Raw genomic sequence first — 13,712 nt, forward strand, 5'->3', positions numbered from 1 at the left:
TCTACTAAAATTATATGTATTTTATTTTTCATGTTTTGAAATGGGTATAAACGTGTTAAAGACTCCGATAGAAGTGACTCGCCCTTGGCCGATTTCGGTAAAATCGGTTTTATAGATTGAAAAAATGAAGTAATCTGATCCTGTTGTTCCCATATCGAAAACCTTTTCCCCAGCCAATGATAGAATTCCTTTTTCAAGTATATTTGAAGATTGATTCATGGCTTCATGGGTAACCCATTCTATGTATGCAGAACGCCCAGGGTTTGTTTCGGATAATACAAATACAATGACTATCAATAGGATAATAGAAACGACCTTTTTCACTTGGCATCCCCTGTTCTAATAATTGGTAATTTTTACACAAGTTAAGTATAAATGGGGAAGAAATGAATGTAAATATAATATTGGGAGTTAATCCTTCGTGCGCCTTCACAATTAATATGATAAATTAGTACTAATTAACGTAAAGGGGATAAGTCTGTGTCGAGAGAATGGAAATGGGTCGTTGGATGCTTGCTTTTCCTGCTGTTATTAAACGGATTTGGAATAGCAGCAGTTCATTATTTAGGAAGATAAGTAATAGCTAATTTCATAGAACAGGGAATGAAAATAATGACGACTAATTTAACCAGGCCAGTTTCAAAAGGGCTTTTGTCCGCACTGCTTATCATAACGATTGGGGTCGAAATTATCCTTTATTTAAGTGGATATAGCCTCCTAGCCGGTACCATATATGACGCAATAATGGTGTCTTCCTTTTTTATTGGATTAAAACTTCAACATAGATTGAGTAATGGAATTCAAAAAACAAAGATACAACTTATACGCCAATTCACAGTGGCATTTATGTTCTTTATTCTAGGCAGTACGGTGATTAATATCTTTTCCTCGTATGCCTTCCAGGATTTTAGCGATGATTATGAGCAATATGTGGAAGAGTACACGGAAGTAGTTTCGTTCGAGGAGCCTGCATTGGAGCCCAGTCAACACATTGAATCCATCGGCAATTTGTGGGATGTGGCAGGTGAGATTGATAGGATTGGGTACGATATATTCACAGATATCCTTGCCGGCTTAGAAGAAGTTTGGAGACTAGCGTATATCATTTTAATTCTCTTATTTTTTAAAAAGGTCTTCCCAAAGAGATGGGAAAAAGGGCGGCACGATATTTTCGTCATGCTTGCGCTGTTTGTTACCTCCGTTCTATTCGGCATTGATCATACATTAAACTCCGTTCAATCATGGCAATATGAAATTGGAGCCATCGTTACTTTTGCGAATATGGGTTTGCTATTTGGATTGATATTATTATGGACGAGAAATTTATGGCTGACCGTCCTTGTACACGCTGTCTACGATATACTCGCAACTCTTTCCTGGTATTATTTTGAATTTATTGTTGAAGTCATTGCCCTGTTTCTTATACCTGTTTACCTCGTTTTAATAGCTATAGAAAGAAAACAACAGATCAAAAAGGTGCCAATTGAACATGTGGTGTCTGAAGAAATTGCTAATTAAATTAAAGGAGGCTGCTTATTTAGGCAGCCTCCCTTTATTTTGAAAAAATCTTAGGTTAATAAGACAAAATACACAAAAAACTTACAAGAATCATACAAAAAGGACTACCAATCTATTTAATATACTAGTAGAATAATCATGCAATACTAAATATTTTGTCGAAGGGCGGATATAGTGTGAAGAGAAAAATTAAAAGAGGCATGAAGAGACGTGCTATAAATGGTTTTCTTGCTACTGGACTAGCACTAACAACAGTTCCAATAAATGTTTTTCCTAATAGTGTGAGTGCAGAGGGAACAGCCGCTAATACTGCAACTCTACGTATTTTAGAAACTACGGATCTTCATTCCAATGTAATGCCATATGATTATTTTAAAGATACGGATGCCAACATTAACTTTGGATTAGCAAAAACGGCTTCCCTAATTAAACAAGCTAGGTCAGATGTAAAAAACTCTATGCTTTTTGATGCAGGGGACACGATTCAAGGAAATCCACTTGCCAGCTATGTAGCAAAGGTAAATAAATTAGGTCCAAAAGATACGCATCCAGTCTTCAAGGCGATGAATACTTTAGATTATGATGCAGCAATTGTTGGAAACCATGAGTTTAACTATGGTTTAGATTATTTAAATGATGTTTTGGAAGAAACCAACTTTCCTGTTGTAAACGCTAACATTTACCATGATGATAAAGATGGTAACCCAGAAAATGATGAAAACTATTTTACTCCATATAAAATCCTAGATAAAGAGATTATTGATGATAATGGCAATAAATCTATTATTAAAGTAGGGGTTATTGGATTTGCTCCACCGCAAATTATGCAGTGGGACAAGGACAATTTAACTGGAAAAGTGATTGCGAAGGATATCGTTGCACAAGCGAATAAATTTATTCCAAAAATGAAAGCAGAAGGTGCTGACGTTATCGTTGCAATCGCACACTCTGGCTGTGATATCGCTGTTGAAGGACAAGAAGAAGCAGAAAACGCAGTTTATGATTTAACCAAGGTTCCAGGCATTGATGCCATGCTTTTTGGACATGCTCACTTAAAGTTTCCTGAAGATGTCTCTTTTGAAGGAAAAGAAGGAATTGACCAGGCAAAAGGAACAATAAACGGTGTACAAGCAATTGAAGCTGGATTCTGGGGAAATAACCTTGGGGTACTTGATTTAGCTTTAGTTCAAGATGAAAACGGTAAATGGACCGTTGATAAAACGAAATCAAGTTCTGTTAACCATCCAGTTGATGAGACTACTGGGCTTGACCAAGAAATTGTTAAAGCTGTAGCTGCTGAACATCAAGGTACACTTGATTATGTACGCGGGAAAATTGGTGAAACGGCGATTCCAATGCACAGTTACTTTACTCGTGTAATGGACGATGCATCAACGCAAATTGTAAACGATGCACAAATGGATTACGTGAAAACCTGGATTTCTACCAATGCACCTGAGTATAAGGACGTTCCTGTACTTTCTGCTGCAGCTCCATTTAAAGGCGGCCGCGGCGGTGTTGGCGATTATACTGATATCTCAAAAGGTGATGTAACCATTAAGAGCGCTGCAGACTTGTATTTGTTTGATAATACGTTAAAAGCAGTAGAGGTTACGGGAGATCAAGTTAATCGCTGGATCGAAAAATCAGCAGAACAATTCAATACGATTGACCCGACTAAAGCTGAACCTCAAGAGCTTCTTGACTATGATTTCCGTCCATACAACTATGATGTTATCGATGGGGTTAAGTATGAAATTGATGTAACGAAGCCAAAAGGTGAACGTGTTGTTAAGTTAACATTGCTAGATGGAACACCTGTAAAAGCTGACCAAAAATTTATAGTTGCTACAAATAACTATCGTGCTGGCGGAAGCGGCGGACTGGCTGAATTAAAGGACGCGAAGGTAGTCGTTGATTCACCATTTGAAAATCGTCAAATCCTTATGGACTACATTAGTGCACAAGGTGAAATCGCACCTGCTCCAGATAACAACTGGAAAATTGCACGTGTTGGCGGTCAAGCGAAATTAGTCTTTAACTCTACACCTGCTGCTTTAAACTATTTAGGCACAACTCCAAATGTTAAAGACCTTGGAGTTTCTACAACGAAAGAAGGCTATCAATTATTTGAATTAGATCAAAACGTTCATGTTCAATTACTAGGAATTAATGATTTCCATGGACAATTAGACTACTCTTCAAAAGTGAATGACCAGCCAGTTGGAGGAATTGCTTACTTATCAGGTTACTTAAAGGATAGGGAATTACAAAATAATGCTGAGTCCATCATGCTGCATGCGGGCGACGCTGTAGGTGCAAGCCGGCCAGTATCAGCACTACTACAAGATGAACCAACCATTCGTTTCTTTAACGAAATTGGCTTTGACCTTGGAACACTTGGCAACCACGAATTTGATGAAGGTATTAAAGAAATGATGCGCCTTATCGACGGTGGATCACACTCAGCAACTGCTGACAAATATGGTGAATTTGAAGGTGCAAACTTCCCATACGTGGTTGCAAACGTTGTTGATGAAAAAACAAATGATTTGATTTTACCTCCGTATGCTGTAAAAGAAGTGGATGGAGTGAAAATTGGATTTATCGGTGTCATTACAACTGAAACACCTAGTATTGTTACAGCTAGCGGCACTGCGGGCGTTAAATTTACCGATGAAGTAGAAGCAATCAACAAATATGCAAAGGAACTTAAGGACCAAGGTATTAAATCTATCGTTGTCCTTGCCCATAATCCAGGAAAATCAGATCCTGATGGAGCAAATCCAACTGGAGAAGTAGTTGATTTTGCCAGCCAAATAGACGATGAAATTGATGTTGTTTTTGGTGCTCACGACCATAAATACTTGAATTCTACTGTCGATGGAAAATTACTCGTTCAGTCTTATTCTTATGGAACAGCGTTCTCTGATATTGATTTAACGATTGACCCTGAAACACAAGATATCGTTGGAAAATCAGCAGAAATTGTTACAACCTTCCAAACACCAGAATTTTTAGATGAAGGCGTTCAAGCTGAACTTGATACGTACTTGGCTGATATTGCTCCAATTATTAATGAAGAAGTTGGAGAGGCGGCTGTTGAGTTAACTCGTACTGCAAATGAAGCTGGTGAATCAGCTCTTGGTAACCTGATTGCAGATTCAATGCGTGATGCAACGAAGTCTGACTTTGCATTTATGAATTCAGGCGGTATCCGTAATGACCTTGGTGCAGGTCCGATTACTTGGGGTGAGTTATTTGCGATCCAGCCGTTTGGTAATGACATTGTTACCTTGACTGTTACAGGTGAGCAGATTAGAACATTATTGAATCAACAATTTAATGCTGATCGAAATAAGATCATGGCCGTATCTGGTCTTAAGTACACTTGGTCTGTGGAAAAACCATTAGGAGAAAAAGTCCTGGATATTTTCCTTCCAGACGGATCAAAAATTGATCCTAAAGGTGAATATACAATTGCGGTAAATAACTTTATGGCAGATGGTGGAGATGGATACACCATTTTAAAAGAAGGTAAAGACCGTACAGTATGGTTAACGGACTTAGAGACTTTCGTGAATTATGTAAAAGCTCAACAAAAACCAATTACAGCTGCGATTGAAGGCAGAATTTTAAATGCGAAAGAGTCAACTGTTGAAACACCACCAACAGATGGTACTCCGCCAGCAGGTCCGGGGACAGAACAGCCAGAACAGCCAGAACAACCAGGCACAGATAATAACGATGGCACAGATAAGCCAGGGGCTAAGCCTCTTCCTAATACGGCGTCTAATATGTATAACCTATTATTAGCGGGTATCCTTGCTGTTGGAACTGGTATTACACTTCTTTTCAGAAGACGTAAAGCGTAAAACAAATAAAACAAATAAAACAAATAAAACAACAACCTTACACCACAAGGGGGTAAGGTTGTTGTTTTTATTTATACACAATTTTATTACTGCTAGAGAGTATCTTACCATTTTGGTCTTTTACCTTAACTATAATTTCTGCACCTTTTTTTACCTTGGAGTAAGGGATAATAATCTTTGTTCCATCCCCAGATACTTTATCTGCTTGTTCTCCATTAATATATACATAACTATGGTAGGTAAAGTTTTTACCCTTTATGACAAGCACTTTCTCCCCGTCATGCTTAGAGGTTGAAATACCAGTAACTTTAGGATCAGCGTACCCTAATCGGTAGTTCTTGCTGACCTCGATTGGCTTAGCAATGCCATACATTTTTCCAAATAAAATATCATATTGAATCATTTTTATCTCATTTAACGTCTCGTTATCAATATTCTCCTCTGCTAAGAAATCTTCCCTCGGTATTTTAGAAAACTCACCATTTTGATATTTAGTAAGTAAGTAATTGGTCAGATAGTTCCCGTTTATTCCAGCTCGATCCAGAATAATCGGTGTAAGCATGGTGGAACCAATATTTAGGTTTTCCTTTTTTCCAGAGAAATTATCCCAAATTAATAACGGCGTTGAATACATCTTTAAATATTCTTCGTAAGATTTATCATCCCTATAGAAGTTTGCCTCCTGATAAACCTGATAGTCATTCCCTAGTAATGGGAGGTGATCGCCGAACATAACAATGATTGTTTTTTGATTCATTTCGTTTACTTCATTAATTAATCTTTCCAGTTCTTTATCAATTTCAGTTAAGTTATCTGAGTAAACCTCTAACATATTTTCTGCTTCATCTGTAAAAGCAGCATCTCCCTTTAAGTGGGTTTCAATATTTGCAAAACTAAACTTCTGATCAGTTGCATATGGTCCGTGATTTTGTGTCGTTACTGCAAAAATAAAATTTGGTTTATCGTTATTATCAGATTTTAGCTTCTTAAGAATCTCATCTGTAACACTGCTGTCATGGAAAAAGGGACCAAAGGCAAGAGGCTTTTCCATGTATTCAGAACTAATAAATCGATCAAAGCCAAGATCCTCGTATACTCCGGACCGATCATAAAACCAGTGGTGCCAAGAATGGATGGCAGTTGTGTCATAGCCCTGCTCTCTTAAAATAGATGGGAGTGTGGGCAATGGTTTCTTTACAAAGTTCAAGTAAGCAATCGAGCCAGATGGCAGGAATTGTGTGGATAGCCCGGTTAAAGCTTCAAATTCAGTATTAACAGTTGAACCGCCGAATACAGACACATTCAGAGTTCCTGTGCTTTGTTCATTTTCAAGTTGGTGAAAGTATGGAACAGGATCCTTATTAAAGATTACATTATCCATAATCGTTGGATCCCAAAAGGCTTCATTCATAATCATAATAATATTTGGCTTTTCACTGTCACTTGTATAAGCAGGTTCCTCTGTATCCGAGATTATATTTTGGATGGCTGTATCCGAATACCCTTTGGGTTTCTCCATTTTTAACCATTTGAGATTTTGGACAAATCCACCGATAACACCATCTTGTTGATAGGTATGTTTTTGATCGGTCATTTGATAAATAATCATTAATTTTCTTTTTAAATAAGAAGTATCAGAAGTACTTTCTATTCTAAAAATAACAATAAACATTACTAGGATTACAAAAGAACTGCTGATTTTAATCCAGTTTAGCCCAATCTGATTTGGAACTTTGTAAACCAAAATAATAATGAATAGAATTAAACTGACTAGCACTACAATCGTCCAAAATAACAATGTCCCTGAGAAAAACTCCGCCATACTTTTGGCTTCTGCTGCTAAAGAAAGATCTGTAGGCAGTACAGGAACTCCTCGTATTCCCTGTTTAACATTTGAAGCAAGCCCAAGAAATAGTAAGGGCAGGGTTAAAATAAAGGAAAGAACAATATAAAGTTTTCTTTTGAAGATATGTAAACTTGCTAATAGTAAAAACAGCAGGAAGAAATTATAAGTAAATGGCCGAGTGTACTCCTTTGTCCATTCAAAGGCCGCACCAAAACCTCCTCGATAGAGAACTTCAATGAAAAAGATAGTAATAAATGATTGAACAGCGGTAATGGTCAAGGATAGGATTGTGTCTTTTGTTTTGATATTCAATATGTGTACTCCTTTATAGACAAAAAATGACAAAATTCAACATATTTTTTAACTACTATCTATTATATAATATTATGGGTTTTAGGCAAAATTATCTCAGGATATTCTTTTCTCTTTTTGGTAATTTAATGTATTTGTAATGATTTGTAAAAAAAACGACATAAATGTGATATTCTTTTATTCGAAGCCGCGTTTGAAATTTTCTTTTATAGATTTCTTCGCGGCTTTTTTATTTTTGTATAATAATAAATTTCATTTTTAATAGATTTCTTTATAGATAAATAGATGAGGGAGTTGGGAGAAATTTGTCACGAAAGAAGTTAATTGGCACGATCGGCGTCGGATTTATGGCTGTTATGCTTCCCTTAAGCCTTAAGGTTTACGCAGAAGAGAAAAATACTTCACCAAATAGTGCTCAACTTGTTCAATATAAAATTGAAAGTGGAAATTCGGCTTTTTCGGAAGTTGTTCCGTTGGATCACTGGTTAGCTTATTATTATCCAAATAAGACTTTGTCAGGGGCACCTGCGGCAGCAAAGATTATTAAGCCGATAGGTGAGTTAAAAAAGTTATCTGAGAATCATGGAAAAGGATCTCCGATAGCAGGAATCAAGAATGATCAATTTTCAGCTCGTTATACATCTGCGAAGGTGCTTCCAGCAGGGGAGTACATTCTGCGTGCTACTGCGGATGACGGTGTAAGGGTATATGTAGATGGAAAATTGGTTCTCGATCGTTGGAGTTCTGCACCTAAACTTAGAGAAAATGCTGTAAAAATCCAAATTGCAGATGTAGCGAACGCAAAGGCAGGAGAAAAGGATGTTCACTGGGTTGTGGTGGAATACTATGAGGGTGCAGTGAACAGCCAAGTAGATGTGTCACTTGAACCTTTCCAAAAATCAATTGAGGATACATGGGTAGCGGAGTATTATCCTAACAAGGCATTAAAGGGTATTCCATATGTCGATGGCGGGAAGCATTCAGCTGAAAAGGTATCGAACATTAATTTTAACTGGAAAGCAGGTTCCCCTCATACTTCTATCCCGGCTGATGGATACTCGGCAAGATTTACAAAGAATATGGAATTTGAAGAAGGAACTTATGAATTCCATATTCGTGCTGATGATGGATCACGATTATGGGTAGATGACAAACTTGTGATTGACTCTTGGGTAAGTACTTCAGGGCACTTGAAGACAGGAAGAATCGACCTTTCTAAAGGAAGGCATACTGTAAAGGTAGAGTACTTTGAAGGTACAGGATTAGCTAATCTTTTTGTAGACGTTAAGCATTTTACACAAATTCCAACTCAGTTGGGTAAGGAAGTTCACTATAACTGGGGAAGCGGAAGTGCTGGAAAAGGAAAGCCAGCGGATAAATTTACTGCCGTATTTGACCAAACACAAGTATTAGCAGGCGGTGATTATTTTATCCAAGCTCAAGCTGATGATGGAGTTAAAGTAGAAGTCGATGGACAACTTCCAATAAATCGCTGGAGCAATTCACCTGTTTTAGTAACAAATCGTGCATTGTGGACAAGCGTTACACCAGGTCAACATGTGATTAAAACCCATTACTACGAAGATGGCGGTAATGCGAGTGTTTTCTCAGATGTGGTTCCGTTTGATTCTTGGTTAGCTTATTATTATCCTAATAAAACGTTGTCTGGTGCACCTACAGCTGCAAAGGTAATTGCACCAGTTGGCGAGTTAAAAAAGCTTTCAGAGAAATATGGTACTGGTTCTCCAATAGCGGGTATAAAGAACGATCAATTTTCAGCCCGTTATACGACAGCTAAGCGAATTCCGGCAGGGGATTACATCTTACGTGCAACCGCTGATGATGGGGTACGGGTTTATGTGGATGGGAAATTGGTTTTAGACCGATGGAGCTCCGCACCTGTCATAAAGGAAAACGCAGTAAAACTTACAATTGCTGATGTACTAGGTGCAAAAGCAGGGGAAAAGGATGTCCACTGGGTAGAAGTGGAATACTATGAAGGTGCTGTTAATAGCCAAGTAGAAGTATTCCTTGAACCTTTTCAAGCATCCATTGAAAATGAATGGGTAGCGGAATTTTATCCTAATAAGACATTAAAGGGTACTCCAATTGTTGAAGGCGGGAAAGAATCTGCTTCAAAGCTTGCAAACCTTAACTTTAACTGGAAAGCAGGTTCCCCGCATTCAACCATTCCAGCTAATGGTTTCTCAGCCCGTTTTACGAAAATCATGGAATTGGAAGAAGGAACCTATGAATTCCAAATCCGTGCCGATGATGGCTCACGTTTATGGGTTGATAACAAACTCGTGATTAACGCATGGGAAAGTACATCTGGTCATCTGAAGACGGGGAGAATCGCTCTTGGACAAGGAAAACACACCGTTAAAGTGGAGTACTTTGAAGGCGCTGGTTTAGCGAATTTCTTCCTTGACTACAAAAAAGTTAGTCAAACAGAGGCTCCAGGTGAGGAAGTAAAACAGCCAGAACAATTGCCGCAACAACCAGAAGTAGAACAACAACCTGCAATTGATCCTTCGAAAAATGTAAAATATGTATCTTCTATTAAATTGCCTGTCTATCGCAGCTTCGAGGAATTAATTGATTATGGTAAGCATCTTGTTTTCTATAATCCATCATATACTAGATTCCTAGAGCTAGGGTATGGTGATAGTGTTTATGTAGTAGAAGAAAAGCTTTATGCAGCAAGAATACAAACTGTTGATGGCCAATCAGGCTGGGTGCATAAGGATTACCTTGAGAACAATTTAAGCGAAGATACTTGGATGGTCAAAGATGCTAGAATAATCAGAAGCAGTCCTTCGCAAACAGGTACCAGCATTGGTACAATTCCTGGCGGTTCTAGTGTCATTCTATTGGAGCACATTACCGTTCCTGGTTCCGCTTATACCGAATGGTATTATATTCAAACCCAATCGGGTCAAAAAGGCTGGATTTGGGGTGCGAATAACGCTGGTGGAAATGAAGGCTATAACGTAATAAAGTACGAATTTAATAAATCAGTTTCTACCAATCAAGTTACAGTTTTTACGCCGTTAATTTCAAAGGCAAATGTGACGGTTGATCAAATTAATAGATTTATAGATTTTAAGACTGGCGGAAAAACAACCGTTATGACAAATATGGGCTATGCCTATTTAAAAGCACAGGAAGAAACTGGCCTTAATGCGATCTATTTACTTGCACATTCTGGCTTAGAAACAGGATGGGGTACTTCTCCAATTGTTAAAGCAAAATACAACTTTTATGGAATCGGGGCTATTGACTCAAGGCCTGATGAAGGGGCATATAATTATGATACCCCTGAAGGCGGAATTATCGCGGGAGCTTTCTTTATTAAAAAGAATTATGTTGATCGCTCTTGGGATACAGATAAATCTTTCCCGTATACAAGCAAACCTACTATCGATAATATGAGGTTTGATAATAGCTGGCACCAATATGCAACAGACGAAGCATGGGGTGCCAAAATTGGAAAAAACGCTTCAGACTTCTACAATTTTATAACCACGAAATAATGCAAAACATCAAAACTGCCTATCCAATCTGATAGGCAGTTTTTTTACATTTTTGCCTCTATGATATACATTCTGATATCGATATTTATTTGCTTTCAAATTCGATAATTGCTAGAATGAATACTGGTTGTAAGAGCGACACTATCCCACTTTTTACGACATAAAACGAATAAATACTACGAATGCTAAGGAAGAATTATGAACTTATTAAAAACTAGTTTCCTCTCATCTATTGCTACTGTCATTAAAATTTTAACTGGATTTATTGTAAACAAGGTACTTGCACTTTATGTGGGACCGGTCGGGATTGCACAGATAGGACAATTGCAAAACTTTTTTTCTATTGTATCCAATCTAAGTAATTTTTCAATCAGTCAGGGAGTTACAAAGTATGTGTCCTTCTATGGTGAGGAAGAAGACAAACAGATCAAATACATAAACGCAGCGATTACGATTTCCTTTATTGCCTCCATCATCACAGGGCTGCTGATCATTGTACTTCATACGTATCTTTCCATTCTTTTGTTAAAATCAGATCAATACGCCGATATCTTTATTTATATTGGAATTTTTCTTATCTTTTATGCGATTAACAGTATCCTGCTCGCTGCGGTGAACGGATTTAAGAAAATAAGGAAATTCACGCTTATTAATGTTTCACAGAGTTTCTTTGGGTTAGCTTTATCCATTTTATTAACCGTTAAATGGGAACTTAAAGGAGCAATGTATGCGTATGTACTTTCTCAAACACTCGTGCTGCTAATCTCATTTGTTTTTTTATTAAAGGAAGATTGGGTAAAAAAAATCAGGCTGCGAAAGGTAGACCGCTCAATCCTGAAAAGCTATTCCAATTATACAATTATGTCAATGATCCATATCCTAACCGTTCCTGTATCGTTTATCATCATCAGAACTTATATAAGTGAAACTTTATCTTCGGATGACGCTGGTTATTGGCAGGGTCTTACGAAAATCTCCGATACGTATTTAATGTTTATCACCATGTCACTGAGTGTATATTATTTGCCCCGATTATCGGAAATAAAAGATGACTTGAAATTGAAAAAAGAAATCTTTGATGGATATAAACTTATTATTCCTATATTAACTGTCATTCTGTTTGCAGTGTACTTCATGAAGGACATTGCCATTGTCATTCTGTATTCTAAGGAATTTCTTGAAATGCGGGAATTATTCTTATTTCAATTAATTGGCGACTTTTTCAAAATTGCCAGCTGGCTCATCTCCTTTAACATGCTGGTTAAAGAAATGACCAAACATGTCATAATAACGGAACTCTTTTATTCAATCACCTTAACAGTTCTATCTATCGTTTTTATCAATATTTTTGGCTTAATTGGTGTCACATACGCATATAGCATTACCTATTTCCTGTACTTTTTAATGGTTGGCTATATGATGAGACATATCTTATTCTTAAAAGCTAAACAAAGGAATGGATGAAAAATATGAGAGAGATAAAGGTTTTATTTGCTACTCGGAATGATGCAATAAGTCATCGAGGCGGCGACACCGTACAAATGCTCAAAACAAAGGAGTTTTTAGAAAAGAACTATCCTGTTAGGATTGAAATTGCCTTAAATGAGACAGATTTTGTTGAGCACAAAGATGCTGATTTAGTTCATATTTTTAATATCCAAACCATAGATGAAACGCTGAAATATGTTGACTTATGTGAAAAATACAATAAGAAATTTACTTTTTCTACTATTTATTGGGATTTATCGCATTATATCTATAACACGTTTTTAATCAACAACTTTAACTATATGAATATTAATAAAAGCACCTATCGCTATAAAGATACTGTGATGAATTTAAAGAAATTCGCTGGAATGGTATTAAACAAAGGGGACCAGTATGGCAGCAAAAACTATGTGCAAAAGAGAAGAAAGGTTCTTGAAAAAGCAGATATTTTATTGCCAAACTCAAACGAAGAACTTGAAATAATAGAAAAAGAATTCGGCTTAACAGGGCTGATGGAGAAGACAATTGTAGTCCCCAATGCGGTTGATCTAAAGAATTCATCTGACACGAAATTGACGCTAAATTGGCTTAACAAATTAGAAAATATTGTTCTTGAAGTAGGGAGAATAGAGCCTACTAAAAACCAGGCAGGTGTTGTAAAGGCGTTAGCACATCACCCTGAAATTCCGATTGTGTTTGTCGGAAGAGTCCATAATGAAAAATACGCAGAATATGTAAGGAAGCTGGCTAATAAAAGAGGCAATGTCCATTTTATTAATCAAATTGATCATGAAGAAATCTTTGCACTTTATCGAAAAGCAGCCGTACATGTCTTGCCGTCATTTAGAGAGTCACCAGGACTATCGAGCTTAGAGGCGCTCTTTTCAGGTTGTAATATTGTAGCTTCCTCTGTGGAATATTGTCCGGTTCATTACTACAAATTTGACCAATATGGTGAGATCTGTAATCCGTATGATCCAGAGTCCATTAAAAGTGCTATTCTTAAATCACTGAAGAAGGATAAGGTAAGACCACCGGAAAGTTACTTTGAAGACTACTCTTACCAGCGCGCTGCAGAACTGACGTATAAAGCATATGGAAAATTAGTTAACTAAAAAAACCGATTTGAATGTCTTA

The 13,712-nt window shown here is 37.2% G+C and carries 7 protein-coding genes; 5 read left to right on the forward strand and 2 right to left on the reverse strand.

Annotation, left to right across the window (positions count from 1 at the left end):
- Positions 1 to 21: 21 nt before the first annotated feature.
- A complete protein-coding gene (locus tag H0184_RS10600) occupies positions 22 to 324 on the reverse strand; it encodes a DUF4359 domain-containing protein (protein WP_221824227.1) in 303 nt (100 codons plus the stop codon).
- Positions 325 to 612: 288 nt separating this feature from the next.
- On the opposite strand from H0184_RS10600, the gene H0184_RS10605 reads away from it, so the two are divergent.
- Positions 613 to 1,518 carry a CPBP family intramembrane glutamic endopeptidase gene (locus tag H0184_RS10605; protein WP_221824229.1) on the forward strand — a complete coding sequence of 302 codons (906 nt, stop codon included), beginning with the start codon at positions 613 to 615 and terminating at the stop codon, positions 1,516 to 1,518.
- A gap of 176 nt (positions 1,519 to 1,694) precedes the next feature.
- A complete protein-coding gene (locus tag H0184_RS10610; RefSeq protein WP_313771748.1) occupies positions 1,695 to 5,393 on the forward strand; it encodes a bifunctional 2',3'-cyclic-nucleotide 2'-phosphodiesterase/3'-nucleotidase in 3,699 nt (1,232 codons plus the stop codon).
- Between the two features lie 67 nt (positions 5,394 to 5,460).
- On the opposite strand, the gene H0184_RS10615 is transcribed toward H0184_RS10610, so the two are convergent.
- Entirely contained in the window at positions 5,461 to 7,551 is a 2,091-nt protein-coding gene (locus tag H0184_RS10615; protein WP_221824231.1) for an LTA synthase family protein, read from the reverse strand.
- A 305-nt stretch (positions 7,552 to 7,856) separates the two neighbouring features.
- Between H0184_RS10615 and H0184_RS10620 the strand changes: the two genes are divergently transcribed.
- The 3 genes from H0184_RS10620 (at position 7,857) to H0184_RS10630 (ending at position 13,690) form a co-directional block, all read left to right on the forward strand.
- A complete protein-coding gene (locus tag H0184_RS10620; protein ID WP_221824233.1) occupies positions 7,857 to 11,087 on the forward strand; it encodes a PA14 domain-containing protein in 3,231 nt (1,076 codons plus the stop codon).
- A gap of 198 nt (positions 11,088 to 11,285) precedes the next feature.
- Positions 11,286 to 12,551, forward strand: coding sequence for an O-antigen translocase (locus H0184_RS10625; protein WP_221824235.1), 1,266 nt, complete (start codon positions 11,286 to 11,288; stop codon positions 12,549 to 12,551).
- A 5-nt stretch (positions 12,552 to 12,556) separates the two neighbouring features.
- Positions 12,557 to 13,690 (forward strand): glycosyltransferase family 4 protein, encoded by a 1,134-nt coding sequence (locus H0184_RS10630; RefSeq protein WP_221824236.1) that lies wholly within the window; start codon positions 12,557 to 12,559, stop codon positions 13,688 to 13,690.
- Positions 13,691 to 13,712 lie beyond the last annotated feature (22 nt).

The organism is Neobacillus niacini (assembly GCF_019749295.1).
Classification (GTDB): domain Bacteria; phylum Bacillota; class Bacilli; order Bacillales; family Cytobacillaceae; genus Neobacillus; species Neobacillus niacini_D.